The organism is Arthrobacter sp. TS-15 (assembly GCF_006964045.1).
Taxonomy (GTDB): Bacteria; Actinomycetota; Actinomycetes; order Actinomycetales; family Micrococcaceae; genus Arthrobacter.
Window position 1 is genome coordinate 32781 of sequence record NZ_SDXQ01000046.1, and the last position, 18218, is coordinate 50998.

Sequence of the window (18218 nt, forward strand, 5' to 3'; positions counted from 1 at the left end):
CAGACGGAAATCCCCCGGGGAGTTCTCCCCGGGGGATTTCCCTGATTAAGGGGCCAAGTCTGGATAGGCTCTGACCATGTTGATCGTCACCTCCAACGAAATCCCGGGTCACCGGATCGACGCCGTCTTCGGCGAAGTCATGGGCCTCACTGTCCGTTCGCGCGATATCGGCTCCCAGATGCTGGCCGGCTTTCGCTCCCTGGGCGGCGGAGAGCTGCCCGAAATGACCAAGGCACTGTACGAAAGCCGTCAGGAAGTCATGGCACGCATGGTCAATGAAGCGCAGCAGCGTGGAGCGAACGCCATTGTGGCCATGCGGTTCGACACCTCGGAAATGGGCACCAACTGGACCGAAGTGTGCGCCTACGGCACTGCCGTCTATGTCCTGCCGCTGGGTGAGGGCGAGCCTGGAGCGACGGGACAGTCGGTCTACCTAACCAAGACGGCCGCTCAGCAGCCGGCCCAGCCGCAGCAGCCCGGACAGCCACAGCAGTTCACCCCACCCACTCCCCCGGCCCAGCCTCACCAGTTCTAATCTGAGATTCCACGTCCCGCTCTGGTTCGCCACCCCGCCCTCCGCAGGCGAGGGCGACGAACCGGGGCGGGACTTTTCTTTGCCCATATCCGGCTCAAATTGCGCAGAGTGCAAACTTGCACTTAGTGTAAGTATGTGACCCAAACCAATAGCCAGGAAGCGATTGCGGAGTCGCCCAACACTGCTGAGCAATCGACGCCCTCACGGCGCGAACTCAACAAGGCGGCCACCCGCAGCTCCATTGCGTCCGCAGCCCTGGACCTTTTGCGCAGCAACGGGCCCGGCAACTTCACCGTGGAGGACATCGCCGCCAGCGCAGGTGTCTCGCGGCGAACTTTCTTTAACTACTTCCCCAGCCTCGAAGCAGCACTGGCCTCCGTAGCCGATGGCTTCATGGACCACGCACTGGAGCAGTTCCGGCTGCGCCCTGCAGAGGAGTCGATCCTCGAATCCGCCCAGGCAGCCCTCATGGCGCTGGCCGATCCAATGTCCGTGGCGCCCATGGCCGAACTGTTCAGTCTGACCCAGGACAACCGACAGCTTGCACGCTCCGAGCTTGAAGCCTGGGAGCATTGCACAGCGCAGATCATTGACGCCGCCCGCGGCAGGCTCGGCGCCGGGATCAGTGAACTCTACCTTCACGCCCTGGCGGGATCCGTCATCTCCTGCGGCAAAGCAGCCATGACCGTCTGGTTCATCGAACGCGGACCCGACCTCTCACAGGAATCCCTGGCCGTCCTTCGCCAGCACCTCATCGATGCGATGGGTCTTCTCGGTGCCGGCTTCGCGCCGCCGTCGAACGCTTTCTCCACCGTCACTACGGCTCCCCCTTCCGTTCCAACCACCAAAGATCGGTTCTGACATGGCCTCGTTCCTCTACCGCCTCGGCAAGTTTTCGTATCGCCGCCGCTGGCTCGTCATCTCCATTTGGCTGGCCGTCATGGTAGCTGTAGGCGGCTCGGCCGCAGCATTCCACGGCACCATGTCCAACAACTTCACCATCCCGGGCACCGAAACCCAGCAGATGGCGGACAAGCTCAAGGAAGCCCTGCCTGAATCATCGGGCGGCTCGGCCAGCGTGGTGTTCGACGCCGGAGATGCCGGTTTCGACCAAGCCAAGAAGGACGCGGTTGCAGCCGCGCTCACCAAACTGGAAGCCATGCCTGACGTGCAGGGGACGGTCAACCCGTTCACCACCCAGGAGCAACTGGATAAGTCCGCCGGCGAGATCGCCGCCGGCGAGGCCAAAGCCGCAGAAGGCAAGGCCCAGCTGGACGCCGCCCGTGCGCAGTTGGAAGCGGGCGAGGCGCAACTCACCGGGGTTGAACAGCAGCTCGCTGCATCAGGCCTCACCCCCGCCCAGATTGACGCCCAACTGGCGCCGCAGCGCGCTGAACTTGCTGCCACCAAGGAAAGGCTCGACGCCGGAGCGAAGGAGGCTGCCGACGGCGCCGCCACGCTGGCGCTCGGCAAGCGACAGCTCGAAGCATCCCAGGGGCTCCGCTTTGTTTCCAGCGACAACAAAGCCGCAGTAGCGCAAGTCCAGTTCAAGACCTCCATCAATGCCGTTGACCCGGCTGTCCGCGAGGAAGTCCAGGAGATCGTCCACGGAGTCTCCTCGGCCGGCGTCACTGCCTACGCCAGTAAGGAAATCACCGAGGACGTCTCGGAGATCTTCGGCATCGCTGAAATTGTGGGCGTCGCAGTCGCAGCTCTAGTCCTGATACTCATGCTCGGCACCTTGATCGCTGCCGGACTGCCGCTGGTCATGGCCCTCATCGGTGTTGCTGTGGGTGTTGGCGGTACGTTCGCCCTGACCAGCGTGATCGACATGAGCTCCATCTCGCCCATGCTGGCCCTGATGCTCGGACTTGCGGTGGGTATTGATTACTCCCTGTTCATCGTCAACCGCCACCGGACACAGCTTCTGGCCGGCATGGACGCCGAAGAATCCGCAGCACTGGCCACCGGCACCTCGGGCAACGCCGTGCTGTTTGCCGGTCTGACAGTCATCATCGCCCTGGCTGCCCTCGTAGTTCCGGGTCTTCCGTTCCTGGCCGTCATGGGTGTGGCAGCCGCAGCGACAGTGGGTGTCGCCGTCGTCGTCGCCTTGACCCTGACGCCCGCGGTCCTGGCGCTGATCGGCCCAAGGCTCATCTCCAAGCGCGCTTGGGCCAAGGCCGCCAAGCACAACGCCGAACCCGGGCACGAAGCTGCCGATCGCGAACGTGAGGAGAAGCGCAGCAGCGGCGGCTGGGGCGGTATGGTCACCCGTCATCCGTGGGTTGCACTGGTGGCAAGCATCGCCCTGCTGGGCGCCTTGGCTCTCCCGGCTTCACAGTTGCGGCTGGCACTTCCCGACGGCGGCTCGGAGCCGGTGGATTCGCAGGCCTTCAAGGCCTACGACCTCACGCGCAGCAGCTTCGGCGAAGGTGTGACGGGACCGATCATCGTGGTAGGCGAATTGCCTGAGGGCCTCAGCGAGAATGACGCCAAGAACAAGCAGTTCGACGTAGCGGACCAGCTTCGTAGTGTTGAGAATGTGGTGGCAGCCGTGCCGGTGGCGCTGAGCGAGGACCGCCGCACCACCGTCTTCCAGGTCATTCCCAAAGAAGGCCCGGCCAGCGCCGGCACCGTGCAGGTGGTGTCCGATCTCCGTGCCAAGGGAACCGCGATCAGCGAAGACCTTGATGTGCAGATCGGCCTGACCGGTCAGACGGCAGGCAACATCGATGTTTCCAACAAGCTGGGCGCCGCTTTGCCGCCCTACTTGGCGATTGTGGTGGGACTCTCCCTGCTGCTGTTGCTGTTGGTCTTCCGCTCGATCGTGGTGCCGTTGCTGGCTACCGGTGGATTCCTGCTCTCGCTTGCCGCAGCGTTCGGTGCCGTGGTTGCCGTCTACCAGTGGGGCTGGCTGGGAGGCATCTTTGACGTCGCCAATCCCGGCGCTGTCTTGAGCTTCCTGCCCATTATCCTGATCGGCGTGCTGTTCGGACTCGCCATGGACTACCAGGTGTTCATCACCTCCGGCATGCGGGAATCGTTCATGCACGGCGAATCTGCCAAGCATGCCGTCCGCTCCGGGTTCAGTCACGCCGCAGCTGTGGTCACCGCGGCCGCGATCATCATGGTGAGCGTATTCTCCGGCTTCATCTTCAGCCACCTCACCATGGTCCGGCCGCTTGGCTTCGCCATGGCATTCGGTGTGCTGATCGACGCCTTTGTAGTGCGCATGACCATCGTCCCCGCCGTCATGTACCTCCTGGGCGAGAAGGCCTGGTGGCTGCCCAAATGGTTGGAGCGCATCCTCCCTGACGTGGATGTTGAAGGCGCCAAGCTGGAGCGGAGCGACCGTTCAAAGGCCGGCTCCGAGGAACTGGTCCACTAACGCTCACTCACATAACAACCAACAATCACGATCGCTCTCTCACTTGCTTGAGGCAAGTGAGAGAGCGATCGGCTTAAGGGCGCGGGATGTGAAAGACGGTTGGTATTAGGCTGGGGACCGTGACCCGATTGATTCTCGCCTCCCAGTCCCCTGCCCGCACCAAGCTGCTCACCGAAGCCGGGGTCCGGCACGACGTCCTGGTCTCGGACGTGGACGAGGACGCGGTCCAGGCGAAATACGGCGTGACCGATGCCCACGACACCGCCCTGCTCCTGGCCCGCGCCAAGGCTGAGGCTGTTGCTTCGCTCCCCGAGGCTGAGGGCGCGCTGGTGATCGGTTGCGACTCCGTCTTCGAGTTCGACGGCGAGTCCCATGGCAAGCCCTACACGGCGGAGGTGGCGCGGGAGCGAATGCTTCGTATGAGCGGCTCGCAGGGGGTGCTTCACACGGGACACTGGTTGGTTGACTGCCGGGACACCGCCGCTGATGCGGACGACGACGAGGTAGCAGAGGGTTCAGACGCCGGAACTGCGGAAGGCACCGGAGCCACTGTTGGTGCTGTATCCAGCGCCGAGGTCCACTTCGCCCAAATGAGCACCAGCGACATCGACGCCTACATCGCCACTGGCGAACCCCTTCACTGCGCCGGCTCCTTCACTATCGACGGCCTGGGCGGGGCCTTCATCCGCAAGGTGGACGGCGACCCGCACGCCGTCGTCGGGCTTTCCATCTCTACTCTCAGGGACCTGCTGGTCCACGCAAACGTGGGCATCACGGAGCTGTGGGACACGAACCAGCAATAGAAGCGATTTGTAGCAACCCTACAAAGGAACATCGCCTCACACACGGAATCCCCCATCAATATGGGCGGAACCCTCACAATCGCGCTAGGCTCCTCAAGGACAGAAGGAGTCAACAACTTGTCAGCTAACCCGGCGCAGCCCATTTCCAGCCCTCTTACCAAGGTCTTGATTGCCAACCGCGGCGAAATCGCGGTCCGAATCATCCGAGCCGCCCGGGACGAAGGTATTGCCTCCGTAGCCGTTTACGCAGACCCTGACCGTGATGCCCTCCACGTCCGCCTTGCCGACGAAGCCTATGCGCTGGGCGGCAACACGGCGGCCGAGTCGTACTTGGTGATGGACAAGATCATCGACGTCGCCAAGCAGTCAGGCGCCGACGGCATCCACCCCGGCTACGGGTTCCTTGCCGAGAACGCCGAGTTCGCGGCCAAGGTCATTGACGCCGGCATCACCTGGATCGGCCCCTCTCCGGAAGCCATCTCCGCTTTGGGTGACAAGGTGCAGGCCCGTCACATCGCCGAGAAAGTGGGCGCTCCCCTGGTCCCCGGCACGGCTGACCCTGTGGAGTCTGCTGACGAAATCCTGAAGTTTGCTGAAGAATTCGGCCTCCCTATCGCCATTAAAGCCGCTTTCGGCGGCGGCGGCCGCGGCATCAAAGTCGCCCGCACCATGGAAGAAATCCCGGAGCTGTACGAATCCGCAGTCCGCGAAGCCGTCGCAGCTTTCGGTCGCGGCGAGTGCTTTATCGAGCGGTTCCTCGATGCTCCGCGCCACGTGGAAACACAGTGCCTGGCCGATGCTTTCGGCAACGTCGTGGTGGTCTCCACCCGCGACTGCTCGCTGCAGCGCCGCAACCAGAAGCTTGTTGAGGAAGCCCCCGCTCCGTACCTCAGCGAAGAGCAGAACAAGCGTCTCTACGAATCCTCCAAGGCCATCCTGAAGGAAGCCAACTACCTCGGTGCCGGCACCTGTGAGTTCCTGGTGGGCCAGGACGGCACCATTTCCTTCCTCGAGGTTAACACCCGCCTCCAGGTGGAGCACTGCGTGTCCGAGGAAGTCACGGGCATCGACCTCGTCCGGGAACAGTTCCGCATTGCCCGCGGCGAAGCACTTGGCTATGACGACCCCGAGGTCCGCGGCCACTCCTTCGAGTTCCGCATCACCGGCGAGGACCCGGGCCGCAACTTCATGCCCGCTCCCGGCACCATCACCACGCTGAAAAACCCGACGGGACCCGGTGTCCGGATCGATTCCGGTGTGGAGCAAGGCGACGTCATCAGCGGCAACTTCGACTCCATGCTTTCCAAGCTGATCATCACCGGAGCCACCCGCGAGCAAGCGCTTCAGCGTTCACGCCGGGCCTTGGAGGAGATGGTGGTTGAGGGTATCCCCACTGTCATCCCGTTCGACCTCGCAGTGGTCACCGATCCCGATTTCGCTCCGGCGGACGGCCCGTTCAAGGTTCACACCCGCTGGATCGAGACCGAGTTCGTCAACAGCATCCCGGCATGGTCGGCCAACGTAGCCGGCGCTGAGACGCCCGACGCCGGTGAGCGCCAGCGCGTGGTGGTGGAGGTTGGCGGCAAGCGCCTTGAGGTGGTCCTGCCGTCCGGCCTGGGTGGCGGTGTGGCTGCTGTTTCCAGCGGTTCCGGCGCAAAGTCCGGCAAGTCGAAGAAGCGCTCCCGTTCGGCTGGCGCCACGGCTGCAGCCGCTGGCGGCAACGCACTGACCTCCCCCATGCAGGGCACCATCGTGAAGGTGGCAGCCTCGGACGGTGACGTTGTGGCCGAGGGCGACCTGATCGTGGTCCTCGAAGCCATGAAAATGGAGCAGCCGCTCACAGCCCACAAGGCCGGGACAGTACGTGGCCTCTCCGCCACCGCTGGTGAGACTGTTGCCGCCGGCGCAGTCATCGCCACCATCGAGGACTAACGCCAAGCACCTCTTAACGACGTCGGCCCCGCACCAAACGGTGCGGGGCCGACGTCGTGATGAGGTACTTAGGACACGTTGTTCTCGTAGTCCATGTCCTTGGTTTCGCGGGTCAGCCACAGCGCAATGAAGGTGACCACCGCAGCGGCGGCCATGTAGGCGCCCACCAGCCAGGTGCTGCCGTTGGCTGCGGACCAGAGCGCAATAGCCACGAACGAAGCGGGTGCTGCGCCGATCATTGAGGACAGGTTGTACGCCACAGCCGAGCCGGTGTAGCGGACGTTGGCCGGGAACAGTTCCGGAAGGATCGCTGCCATGGGTCCGAAGGTGAGGCCCATGAGTGTGAAGCCCACGATAAGACCAACCATCGCCGCTGCCTGGCCGGGACCAAACATGGTGAACCAGAGCGCACCGAACACGAAGATGCCCGCAGTGACTCCCAACAGGAACTTGCGGCGGCCCCACTTCTCGGCGAGCGGTCCGGAGACCACGGTGAAGATGCCAAAGAAGACGACGCCGATGATCAGCATCCAGAGGAAGTCGGACCGGGTGATTCCCAGGCCGGGAACAAACGCCGCCACTTGCTCCGGCGTCATGGGCGTACCGGCCTTCTCGGCCGCCGCCTGGGCGCCGGCAAGGGTGGGCTTGGTGCCGTAGGACAGGGTGAACGTGGTCATGATGTAGAAGAGCACGTAGGTGGCAAACATGATGAAGGTACCGGCCACCACGGGGCGCCAGTGGCTCTTGAGTGTAGCCGCGAGGGGCAGCTTCTGGACCTTTTCCTGCTCGATCACCTTGGTGAAGGATGCGCTCTCCACCAGCTTCAAACGAACGTAAAGGCCCACGATCACCAGCACGGCGCTGAGGATGAACGGAACCCTCCAGCCCCAGGCCAGGAACTCTTCGGCACTTAGGGAGACGTTCATCCAGATGAAGATGACGTTGGCAATGATGAAGCCGATGGGAGCACCCAGCTGCGGGAAAGTTCCGTAGATGGCGCGCTTGCCTTCGGGGGCGTTCTCGGTGGCGAGCAGTGCCGCGCCGGACCATTCTCCACCCAGGGCCAGGCCTTGGAAGAAGCGGAGGATCACCAGCATGATCGGGGCCAGGATGGCCCACCCCGGCATGGAGGCCGTGGGCAGGAGACCGATAAGGAAGGTTGCAATACCCATGGTCAGCAACGAGGCCACCAGGGTGCCCTTGCGGCCGATCTTGTCACCAAAGTGGCCGAAGACCACGGCGCCGATGGGCCGTGCGAAGAAGGCGACACCGAAGATGGCGAACGCACTGAGCAGTGCATTGATGTCAGTGGCGTCGGGGAAGAAGAGCTTGGGGAAGACGAGTACTGACGCGGTGGCGTAGGCGTAGAAATCGTAGAACTCGATCGTCGTGCCGATCAGGCTCGCGAAGATCACCTTGCCCCGTGAGTTCACTGGCTTAGTGGACTCACCTTCCTTGGATGGTGCGGTGGAAGACATGTATTTGCAGCTTTCTTTTGCGCCGGCCGGTCCCCCAGGAGCCTGCCGGCGACGGATTATTCGAGAGTTCAATAATAGTTCCCGCTGTCCATTGACTGGACAACCAAGTCCAACATGCGGACAGACAAGAAAATCTCACCTTGTGGTCCGCGCCACACTACCTCACCATCGCCTCACGCGCCGGTGACCCCGCCGATAGGGAAATGTCACAGGGCGTTTACAAACGGCGACCGTCCACGAAATGCGCCAAACCTACCTTGGAAGAACAACGTCCCCACCAAGGAGGCACTTCCGTGACAGTTGACCGCACCGCAGATGCACTGGCTCCCGCCCAGTCCACTGCCACCGCCACTTCCGCCCTTGAACACCGTCCCGGCCGCTGGATCGCCAACTGGGATGCCGAAGACAAGGGCCAATGGGAGTCCGAAGGCCGGTCCATCGCCAAGCGCAATCTCAATTGGTCCATCTTCGCCGAATTCCTCGGTTTCGTCGTCTGGCAGTTGTGGTCCATTGTGGTGGTCCAGCTGCCCGCGGCCGGATTTCAGTTCGACACCAACCAGATCTTCTGGCTCATCTCCATTCCCAGCCTGGTAGGCGCCACGCTCCGGATTCCCTATACCTTCATGGTCCCCAAGTTCGGTGGCAGGAACTGGACCATCGTCTCGGCCCTGCTCCTGCTGATCCCCACAACAGGACTGGCCATCTGCGTCTCCAATCCGGAGACACCGTTCGGCATCATGCTCCTCATGGCTGCACTTGCCGGCTTCGGTGGCGGCAACTTCGCCAGCTCCATGGCCAACATCACCTTCTTCTACCCCGCCCGCGAAAAGGGCTGGGCGCTGGGCCTGAACGCAGCAGGCGGAAACCTCGGTGCCGCCGTCGCGCAGCTTGTTGTGCCCATCGCCATCACCCTTCTTGCTGCCGGAACCGTCAACTTGCCCATGGCTGGCATCATCTGGATCCCGCTGATCATCATCGCCGCCTTTGGCGCCTACAAGTACATGAACAACCTCACCAGCGCCAAGGGTGATGTGGCCGGTTCCCTGGCCGCCCTGAAGGAACCGCACCTGTGGATCATGGCCTTCCTCTACATTGGAACGTTCGGTTCGTTCATCGGCTTTGCCGGCGTCTTCCCCAAGCTGATCAAGGACTACTTCCCGGACTTCTCCTCCATTCATGTTGGCGCTGTGGCGCTCTCGCTGGCCTTCCTCGGCCCGCTGGTTGGTTCCCTGGCCCGCCCTTATGGCGGACGCATGGCCGACCGCATGGGTGGCGCGCGGATGACCATCGCCTCGTTCGCTTCCATGGCCGTCATCACGCTGACCATGATCTGGACGCTGCCCCTGAAGAACTTCTGGCTCTTCCTCACCTTGTTCCTGCTGCTCTTCCTGGCCAGTGGCTTCGGTAACGGCGCAACGTACCGCATGATCCCGGTCATCTTCGCAACGTCCAGCCGCGCAGCTCGAGCAGGAGCCCCGAGCGCCACCACGGCACGCCTGGCTTCTTCCTCGCTGGGCCTGATCTCCGCGATCGGCGCCTACGGTGGCTTCGTCATCCCGCAGGTACTCAACGCCTCCAACTCGGCCAGCGGCTCGTACACCCCGGCGTTTTATGGATTCGTTGGAGCCTACGTCCTGATGCTCACCGTCTGCTGGGTCTGCTACATCCGCCCCGCCCAGAAGCGCAACACGATCGGACACATCTAGATGCCCAACGGCGCCGATACCCACTGCCCCTACTGCGCGCTCCAGTGCGCCATGAGGCTGACCCCCGCCGCACCCGCGGCGGGGGCAGTCCCCGCGCCGGACGCAGCACCCGCCGTGCCCCTGGAAGTTTCAGGACGCGACTTCCCCACCAACCGGGGCGGGCTGTGCCGCAAAGGCTGGACATCGGCGTCGTTGTTGAATCACAACGGGCGCGTCACGGAGCCGATGCTCAAGGGCTCGGACGGCGTACACCAGCCCATCTCCTGGGACCAGGCGCTCATGCTCATCACGGCCGCCGTCAAGGACACCCAGCAGCAGCACGGGAACGACGCCGTGGGAGTCTTCGGCGGCGGCGGCCTCACCAACGAGAAGGCGTACATGCTGGGCAAGTTCGCCCGGCTGGCCCTCCGCACCTCCCGCATCGATTACAACGGCCGGTTCTGCATGTCATCCGCAGCAGCTGCCGGAAACCGGGCCTTTGGCGTGGACCGAGGCCTCCCTTTCCCCGTCACGGACCTGGACACCGCGTCCGTGATCCTCATGCTCGGCTCCAACGTTGCCGAGACCATGCCTCCGTTCGTCCAGCACCTGCAAGGCGCACGGGATGCCGGCGGACTGATTGTGGTGGACCCCCGACGCTCGGCTACTGCTGCGTTTACGTCCGACGGCGGCGGCCTCCACTTGCAGCCGACGCCCGGCACCGATTTGGCACTCCTTTTGGGCATCAGCCACGTGGTGGTGCACGAGGGACTCACCGACGCCTCGTACATCGAGAAGAACACCAGCGGTTACGCAGCCGTGGTGCGCAGCCTCAACGCTTTCTGGCCGGAGCGCGTCCAGTCCATCACCGGTGTACCGGCCACCCTCATCCGCGAAACCGCACGCCGGCTCGCCCAAGGCGCCCGTGCTGGCGGCAGCTACATCCTCAGCGGCCGTGGCGTGGAACAGCACGTTGACGGCACCGACACCGCCACCGCCGCCATCAACCTCAGCCTCCTGCTCGGACTGCCCGGCTCGGCCCGCAGCGGCTACGGCACCCTCACCGGCCAGGGCAACGGCCAGGGCGGCCGCGAACACGGCCAGAAGGCCGACCAGCTTCCCGGTTACCGCAAAATCACCGATCCTGCCGCCCGGGCCCACGTCGCTGGAGTGTGGGGCGTGGACGAGTCGCTGATCCCCGGACCCGGCCTCCCCGCCGTCGAACTTCTCAAGTCTCTGGGAAAGCCCGACGGCGTCCGTTGCCTTTTCGTCCACGGCGCCAATGTGGTGGTCTCGGCTCCTGATACCAACGCAGTGATCAAGGGATTGCGCAGCCTGGACTTCCTGGTGGTGTGCGACTTCTTCATGTCAGAGACCGCTGCCGAAGCTGACCTGGTCCTGCCGGTCACTCAGTGGGCCGAGGAAGAAGGAACGCTGACCAACTTGGAGGGCCGCGTGATCCGTCGCCGCCGCGCACTGACGCCTCCCCCGGGTGTTCGCAGCGAGTTGTGGCTCATGGCCAGGCTGGCTGAGCTCCTTGAAGCGCCCTCGACATTCAGCGACGACCCCGAGACCGTTTTCGAAGAGCTCCGCCTGGCATCTGCTGGAGGCCTGGCTGATTACTCGGGCATTGATTACGCCATGCTGGACCGCGGCGAGGCAGCCTACTGGCCGTATCCCGTGGGCAGCACCGGAACACCACGGCTCTTCTCTGAGGGCTTCGCCCACGCTGACCGCAGGGCCGTCATGGTCCCGGTGACCCCGTCCAAGCGGGCTGTCCGTTCCTTTGCCGACGATTCGCTGGCCTTGGCAACCGGCCGGCTGTTGGAGCACTACCAATCCGGCGCCCAGACGCGCCGGGTGAGCGAACTCCTGGCATCGCAGCCGCAAGCCAGGCTCCTTATTCACCCGGGTACGGCGGCTTCGCGCGGCATTGCCGACGGCGACTACGCCACCGTCACCAACGAGCGCGGCGAAGTGCTTTGCCGTGCCGAGCTCAGCAACTCGGTCCGCCCGGACACCGTCTTCCTGCCGTTCCACTTCCCCGGCCAGGAAAACGCCAACCGCCTCACGGAGGCGGCCACAGATCCCATCTCCGGCATGCCGGAGTTCAAGACCAGCCGGGTATGGGTCCGGCGCGCAGTTTCCACCCAGGACCCGCCCTCCTACACCGTCCCGGAGGACACGCGGCTGCCACTGCACGTCAAGGAGGCATCATGAGCGAGCGCATTGTTGTTGTTGGATTCGGGCCTGTCGCTGCCCGGCTCGTGGACGAACTGCTCCCCGCCGTCCGCACCGGGCTGGTGCAGTTGCTGGTAGTGGGCCAGGAAACCGAGGCCGCGTATAACCGCGTGATGATCGCCGAACTGGGAGTCGGCCGCACCAGCGCCCAGGCTTTGACCATGGCTGATGCATCCGACTTGGAGTCCGACGGCGTGGAGGTGCGGTTGGGCGTCACAGTCAAAAGAATCGACCGTGCCCGCCAGCACGTAGCGCTGTCCGATGGCAGCACTGAACACTACGACCGGCTGGTGTTCGCAACCGGATCCCGTCCCGTGATTCCCAACCTGACCGGCCTCAACCCGGATCCCTCCGGGCCTGTGCTCCCGGCGGGGGTGACTACCCTGCGTGATCTGCGCGATGCTGCCGTGCTTCGCGCTGCGGTTACCGGTGGAAAACGCGTGGTGGTCCTGGGTGGTGGCGTGCTCGGCTTGGAAACTGCCTTGGCCGCCTCGGAAGAAGGCGCCCGGACCACGGTGGTTCACAACGGTCCTTTCCCACTGGGCAGGAGCATCGATCGCGGCAGCGGATCAGTGCTTACCAACAGCTTGCGGGCCAGTGGAGTCCGGATGGCAGGCAACGCACGGTCAACCGGCGTGGAGACAGCCGGCCCCGGAGGCAGCTTCTCCGCATTGCTGCTCGACGACGGCTCGGCGATCGACGGCGACCTACTGGTGTTGTCCTGTGGTGTGCGCCCCCGTATCGAGTTGGCGGAGGGCTGTGGCCTCCCTACCGGCGCCGGTATCCTTGTGGACCATCATCTCCGGACTTATCACGAGCCCCACATGTTCGCGATCGGCGACTGCGCCGAAGTTCGCTGCCCTGACGCCGCGTGCGTTGATTGCCGGACTGCTTCCGGCCCCTCGGGCCTCGTCGGTCCGGGCTGGCGGCAGGCCGAATGGTTGGCCGAGTACCTCGTGGTCCTGGCCCGTGATGGCCAGATTGCCGCAGATGCTTTGGAAGCACTACCGAAGGAGAAGCCCGGCGTCATTGTCCTCAAGGCCCGCGGCGTCAACCTGGCAGTGGCAGGAGACAACCAGGCCGATCCCTGGGACGAGGAGTTGCTGGAAGCCGGGGCCGCGTCCGGGCGCGCCCGCAGGCAGATTTCCCAATGGGCTGATCCGGAACACGGCCGCTACGTCAAGATGACCACACGCGGCGGAGTGCTTGAAGGCCTGGTTGCCGTGGGCATGCCCCGGACAGCCGCTGAGCTGGTGGTTCTGTTCGAGCGCTCCTCGGAGCTGCCCGCTGACCGGTCCTTGCTGCTCAGGCTCGACGGACCAGACCAGCTGGATTCCGGGGCCACCAGCAACGATCCCCAGCGGACCGTCTGCCGTTGTGCCGGAGTGAGCGCGGCCAGCATCGAGGACTCCGTGGTGGAGGGCTGCTCTTCCGTGGCCGAGGTATCGAAGGCAACCCGCGCAGGAACAGGCTGCGGGGGGTGCCACGAGGACATCAAGGGGATCATCGAAAAACACTTCCAAGCGGCTGCCGCATAACTCCTTATACGCCGAACAGCCGCCAGCACCCTGAAAAGCTGCGAAATCGCCGGTCCGGAACCGCGGTCTCGCAGCTTTCCGGCGCGCTCGCATCCACCCGCACCTGGGCAGGCCAACGGGCGCCGGCGTTGGAGCTACATGTGCACGTGCAGGCGCCGGGCGGCCTCGGAAATGGAGCCGGTCAGCGACGGATAGACAGTGAATGCACTGGCCACATCGTCCACGTGGAGTTTCTGCGTCACGGCCACGGAGATCGGGAAGATGAGTTCGGATGCGTTCGGACCCACCACCACGCCACCGATCACGGTGCCGGACCCCTTGCGGGCAATGATCTTGACGAAGCCATCCTTGGTGTTGCGCATCTTGGCGCGGGCGTTGCTGAGCAGGGACAACATCACCACGTCGCCCTGGTACTTGCCGGATGCGAGGTCGGCTTCGGAGACGCCCACGGAGGCGATTTCGGGGGACGTGAAGATGTTGGAGGCCACCTGGTTGAGCTTCAGCGGCTTCACGCCATCACCCATGAAGTGTGCAATCGCGATGCGGCCCTGCATGGCTGCAACGGATGCCAGGGCGAAGACACCAGTGCAGTCGCCGGCAGCGTAAATGTTGGGGGCAGTGGTGCGGGAAACGCCGTCCACCTTGATGTGCCCGGACTCCGTGAGGGTCACGCCGGCTTCTTCAAGGCCGATGCCGGCAGTGTTGGGGATGGAACCAACACACACCAGGCAGTGCGTACCTGTCACGATCGATCCGTCACCCAAGGTGACCTTAACGCCGTCGTCCGTCCGCTCCACTGCGTTGGCGCGGGACTTGGACAGCACCCGCACGCCGCGACGCTCGAAGACGCCTTCCAGCAGCTTCGCGGCGTCCGTGTCCTCGCCGGGGAGAACCTGGTCACGGCTGGAAATCAGCGTCACCTTGGAGCCCAAACCGTTGTAGGCGGAGGCGAATTCGGCACCAGTGACGCCCGAACCCACAACAATCAATTCTTCGGGGAGCTCGTCCAGGTTGTAGATCTGGGCCCAGTTCAGGATGCGTTCGCCGTCGGGCTTTGCCGTGGGCAGTTCACGCGGGTGGGCGCCAACGGCCAGCAGGATAGCGTCGGCATCAATAGTGCGGGTGCCATCAATGGTGAGGACCTCGATGGTGTTGTTGTCCAGAAGTTTGCCCGAACCGATGACAATCTCCACGCCCAGGCGCTCGAGGCCGGCACGAATGTCCTCGGACTGCCCATGGGCAAGGTTCAGGACGCGATCGTTGATGTGCTTGAGGTCGGCGCGGGGCTTCGAAGCCGTGCCGTCGCCGTCGAACTTCACTCCCAGCTCATCCGCCTCACCGACGCGGGTCATGAGGTCGGCGGTGGCAATCAGGGTCTTGGAAGGCACGACGTCGGTCAGCACGGCTGAGCCGCCGAGGCCCGCCCGCTCTACGATGGTGACGTGGGCGCCGAGCGAGGCAGCCACCATGGCAGCTTCATATCCGCCGGGACCACCTCCCAGGATCGCGATACGGGGGGCACTGAAGTCAACTTGGGTGGTCACAATCCTCAATTCTCGCTCATCGCGACGTCGGCTGCCACTCAGCACACCCTCACCCGCTTTGGTATCCCTACCAAAGACCTGCGGCCACAGGGTAGCTTGTACCAGTGAGTAACACTGAGCTGATGAACACTGACCCTTTTGAGGCCGCGAAGGCTGCCGCGGACTTCATCGCCGCGGAGACCGGCGTCGAATCCCATGACGTAGCACTGGTGCTCGGATCCGGGTGGGCGGAAGCCGCCGATCTGATCGGCGAAACCACGGCCACCCTGAACGCATCCGAGGTTCCCGGTTTCCACAAGCCAGCAGTGGTGGGCCATGTTGGCACCATCCGCTCCGTCCTCACCAAGGAAGGCAAACGCGCCCTCGTTCTGGGGGCACGAACGCACTATTACGAAGGCCGCGGCGTACGATCGGTGGTGCACGGCGTTCGCACAGCCGCAGCTGCCGGCTGCAAAACTCTGGTGCTGACCAACGGTTGCGGCGGGCTCAATGAGGACTGGACCCCGGGTACGCCGGTACTGATCAGCGACCACATCAACCTCACCGCCACTTCCCCGCTTGAAGGCGCAACGTTCGTTGACCTCACGGACCTCTACTCCTCACGGATCCGTGACCTCGCCCGCGAGGTTGACCCCTCCCTCCAGGAAGGCGTGTACGCGCAGTTCACAGGCCCCCACTACGAGACGCCGGCGGAGGTCCAGTACGCCAAGCGGATCGGCGCAGACCTGGTGGGCATGTCCACCGCTTTGGAAGCCATTGCCGGCCGGCACGCGGGCATGGAAGTTTTCGGTATCTCCCTGGTCACCAACCTGGCAGCCGGCATCAGCCCTGTTCCTTTGAGCCACGCGGAAGTCCTGGAAGCCGGCCAGGCAGCGGGCAAGCGCATATCCAAACTGCTGGCGGAGATCATCGCCAAGCTCTAGCAGTCCAGCCGGATCGCGGGGCCGCCACTTCATGGCGGCCCCGCTTTTTTGTTTGCCACGGCAGGTCCCGGCCACCTCGGCGGGAAGGTAAACGCACAGTAAAGTCACAGAATAAATCTGATGTGTGACGAAACATTTGATTCCCGCCCGGCTATTGTGACACGCGCGCATGTTGGCAATGTAAGCGCTTGCGCACATACCTGCCGGTAACTGAAAGGTCGGGCGAAACGCCCTTTGATTTCGGACCTAACACGTGTCTAGCGTGGAGAGTGTTCCGGTAAGTCGACGTGCCGGAACCACCGCGGCGGACATCTCCATGGCTCCGCCGCTCCTCGAAACGATGGCGTCCCTCGGTGACGCCTCCAGCGGATCGACGGACGCCTGAGTACAGAAACCCCCAACCGGGGGTCAGGGCATGCGCCCCACTCCACGAAGTCCAACACTCCGCGAGAAGAGTAAGCATGAACACGCACTCAACCCCTCCACGGCCGCGCCGCCGGTTACGACAGGCAGTAGCCGTCGCAGCAGCGGCCGGTGTGGCCGGCAGCATCCTGTTGGTAGCGCCAGCCGCGCAGGCCAACCTCCCGGCGGATCCGCCCTCGAGCACCATGCCGGCGCCAACGCCCGGCTTCCCACTGCCGACCACCCATACACAGCAGGCATATGATCCAGCGGCAGATTTCACGTCCAAGTGGACCCGAGCCGACGCCAAGCAGATCATGGCCCAGAGCAACCCCAACGTTGCCCCCGGGCAGAACTCCATGAGCCCCAACGTCACCATGCCGGAAATCCCCAAGGACTTCCCGGCCATGAACGAGGACGTGTGGGTTTGGGACACGTGGTCTCTGACGGACGAGAACGCCAACCAGATCAGCTACAAGGGCTGGGACGTCATCTTCTCCCTGGTTGCTGACCGGAACGCCGGCTACGGCTTCGACCAGCGCCACTGGAACGCCAGGATCGGCTACTTCTTCCGCAAGACCAACGCCGATCCTGCCAAGGATAAATGGAACTACGGCGGACACCTGTTCCTGGACAACACGTCCATCGGGAATACGGAGTGGTCCGGTTCCACCCGCCTCATGCAGGGCAACAAGATCAACGTCTTCTACACGGCCACCACGTTCTACGACGTCGCCGAACGGAACGCCGGCGGTGGCGGTATCGCTCCGGACGCCGCGATCGCCAAGGCACTGGGTACCATCCATGCCACCAAGGACGGCGTGAGCTTCGACGGCTTCCAGCACACCAAGCTGCTGGAACCGGACGGAAAGCTGTACCAGAACAAAGCCCAGAACCCCGGCTTCGCATTCCGTGACCCGTACACCTTCGCGGACCCCGCCCACCCGGGCAAGACTTTCATGGTCTTCGAAGGCAACACCGGTGGCACCCGCGGCTCCTACAAGTGCAAGCAGGAAGACCTTGGCTACCAACCGGGCGATCCCAACGCCGAAACCGTGGCCCAGGTCAACAGCACCGGGGCCTGGTACCAGACTGCCAACGTGGGACTCGCCGTTGCGGACAACAAGGACCTCACCAAGTGGAGCTTCCTGCCTCCCATCCTTTCCGCCAACTGCGTGAACGATCAGACTGAGCGTCCGCAGATCTTCATCCAGAACGAGAACGGCAAGAACAAGTACTATCTGTTCACCATCAGCCACCAGTTCACGTACGCAGATGGAATGCGCGGACCGGACGGCGTCTACGGCTTTGTCGGCAACGGTATCCGCTCCGACTACCAGCCGGTCAACAACAGCGGCCTGGCCCTGGGCTCCCCCACGGACCTGAACATGCCGGCCAACGCACCGGAGGGCCCGGACCCTCGCCAGAACGGCCGTCAGTTCCAGGCCTACTCGCACTACGTCCAGCCCGGCGGGCTCGTCCAGTCGTTCATTGACAATGTGGACGGCGTCCGCGGCGGCTCCCTGTCACCCACCGTGAAGATGAATTTCAAGGCCGGCGTGACCCAGGTTGATCGCAGCTTCGGCAAGAACGGTCTTGGGCCGTTCGGCTACCTTCCCACCAACGTCCGTGTTGGCGGCGAAGGCCTCTACAAGTAAGCAGTAACACCTCGGCCCTCAGGCCACGGCAGGGGTGACTGGTCCCGCGGGGACCGGCACCCCTGCCACCCCCAAACCCCCAGGATCTCCC

The 18218-nt window shown here is 63.8% G+C and carries 13 protein-coding genes; 11 read left to right on the forward strand and 2 right to left on the reverse strand.

Annotated elements, in window-relative coordinates; all coding sequences use genetic code 11:
- Window positions 1-76 precede the first annotated feature (76 nt).
- The 5 genes from EU811_RS18595 (at window position 77) to EU811_RS18615 (ending at window position 6658) form a co-directional block, all read left to right on the forward strand.
- A complete protein-coding gene (locus tag EU811_RS18595; RefSeq protein WP_142939790.1) occupies window positions 77-535 on the forward strand; it encodes a YbjQ family protein in 459 nt (152 codons plus the stop codon).
- Window positions 536-670: 135 nt separating this feature from the next.
- Window positions 671-1396 carry a TetR/AcrR family transcriptional regulator gene (locus tag EU811_RS18600; protein WP_238703457.1) on the forward strand — a complete coding sequence of 242 codons (726 nt, stop codon included), beginning with the start codon at window positions 671-673 and terminating at the stop codon, window positions 1394-1396.
- Window position 1397: 1 nt separating this feature from the next.
- Window positions 1398-3923, forward strand: a complete 2526-nt coding sequence (locus tag EU811_RS18605) for an MMPL family transporter (RefSeq protein ID WP_142939791.1) — start codon at window positions 1398-1400, stop codon at window positions 3921-3923.
- Window positions 3924-4042: 119 nt separating this feature from the next.
- On the forward strand, window positions 4043-4726 hold the full coding sequence (locus EU811_RS18610) for a Maf family protein (RefSeq protein ID WP_142939792.1): 684 nt from the start codon (window positions 4043-4045) through the stop codon (window positions 4724-4726).
- Between the two features lie 60 nt (window positions 4727-4786).
- Window positions 4787-6658: an acetyl/propionyl/methylcrotonyl-CoA carboxylase subunit alpha gene (locus EU811_RS18615; RefSeq protein ID WP_142939793.1), complete on the forward strand. Its 1872-nt coding sequence runs from the start codon at window positions 4787-4789 to the stop codon at window positions 6656-6658.
- Window positions 6659-6726: 68 nt separating this feature from the next.
- Here the strand turns inward: EU811_RS18615 and EU811_RS18620 are convergent, their stop codons facing one another.
- The gene (locus tag EU811_RS18620) at window positions 6727-8136 is read right to left on the reverse strand and encodes an MFS transporter (RefSeq protein WP_142939794.1); all 1410 of its coding nucleotides are present in this window, start codon (window positions 8134-8136) and stop codon (window positions 6727-6729) included.
- A gap of 293 nt (window positions 8137-8429) precedes the next feature.
- On the opposite strand from EU811_RS18620, the gene EU811_RS18625 reads away from it, so the two are divergent.
- Genes EU811_RS18625 through EU811_RS18635 form a run of 3 tightly spaced genes read left to right on the forward strand, consistent with a single transcriptional unit; the run spans window position 8430 to window position 13600 of the window.
- On the forward strand, window positions 8430-9842 hold the full coding sequence (locus tag EU811_RS18625; RefSeq protein ID WP_142939795.1) for an MFS transporter: 1413 nt from the start codon (window positions 8430-8432) through the stop codon (window positions 9840-9842).
- A complete protein-coding gene (locus EU811_RS18630) occupies window positions 9843-12041 on the forward strand; it encodes a molybdopterin oxidoreductase family protein (protein ID WP_142939796.1) in 2199 nt (732 codons plus the stop codon). It abuts the gene before it with no gap.
- Window positions 12038-13600, forward strand: coding sequence for an FAD-dependent oxidoreductase (locus EU811_RS18635; RefSeq protein ID WP_142939797.1), 1563 nt, complete (start codon window positions 12038-12040; stop codon window positions 13598-13600). Before EU811_RS18630 ends, EU811_RS18635 begins: the two co-directional genes overlap by 4 nt.
- Before the next feature lie 134 nt (window positions 13601-13734).
- On the opposite strand, the gene EU811_RS18640 is transcribed toward EU811_RS18635, so the two are convergent.
- Entirely contained in the window at window positions 13735-15144 is a 1410-nt protein-coding gene (locus EU811_RS18640) for an NAD(P)H-quinone dehydrogenase (protein WP_142939798.1), read from the reverse strand.
- A gap of 122 nt (window positions 15145-15266) precedes the next feature.
- On the opposite strand from EU811_RS18640, the gene EU811_RS18645 reads away from it, so the two are divergent.
- The 3 genes from EU811_RS18645 (at window position 15267) to EU811_RS18650 (ending at window position 18127) form a co-directional block, all read left to right on the forward strand.
- The gene (locus EU811_RS18645; protein WP_187697247.1) at window positions 15267-16067 is read left to right on the forward strand and encodes a purine-nucleoside phosphorylase; all 801 of its coding nucleotides are present in this window, start codon (window positions 15267-15269) and stop codon (window positions 16065-16067) included.
- 253 nt (window positions 16068-16320) lie between these two features.
- A complete protein-coding gene (locus EU811_RS24600) occupies window positions 16321-16452 on the forward strand; it encodes a hypothetical protein (RefSeq protein ID WP_274595841.1) in 132 nt (43 codons plus the stop codon).
- Between the two features lie 76 nt (window positions 16453-16528).
- On the forward strand, window positions 16529-18127 hold the full coding sequence (locus EU811_RS18650; RefSeq protein ID WP_142939800.1) for a glycoside hydrolase family 68 protein: 1599 nt from the start codon (window positions 16529-16531) through the stop codon (window positions 18125-18127).
- Window positions 18128-18218 lie beyond the last annotated feature (91 nt).

Coding starts and splice junctions, on each gene's coding strand:
- EU811_RS18595 (WP_142939790.1), top strand. CDS start 77: ATGTTGATCGTCACCTCCAACGAAATCCCGGGTCACCGGATCGACGCC.
- EU811_RS18605 (WP_142939791.1), top strand. CDS start 1,398: ATGGCCTCGTTCCTCTACCGCCTCGGCAAGTTTTCGTATCGCCGCCGC.
- EU811_RS18615 (WP_142939793.1), top strand. CDS start 4,787: ATGGGCGGAACCCTCACAATCGCGCTAGGCTCCTCAAGGACAGAAGGA.
- EU811_RS18620 (WP_142939794.1), bottom strand. CDS start 8,136: ATGTCTTCCACCGCACCATCCAAGGAAGGTGAGTCCACTAAGCCAGTG.
- EU811_RS18630 (WP_142939796.1), top strand. CDS start 9,843: ATGCCCAACGGCGCCGATACCCACTGCCCCTACTGCGCGCTCCAGTGC.
- EU811_RS18635 (WP_142939797.1), top strand. CDS start 12,038: ATGAGCGAGCGCATTGTTGTTGTTGGATTCGGGCCTGTCGCTGCCCGG.
- EU811_RS18645 (WP_187697247.1), top strand. CDS start 15,267: ATGAACACTGACCCTTTTGAGGCCGCGAAGGCTGCCGCGGACTTCATC.
- EU811_RS18650 (WP_142939800.1), top strand. CDS start 16,529: ATGAACACGCACTCAACCCCTCCACGGCCGCGCCGCCGGTTACGACAG.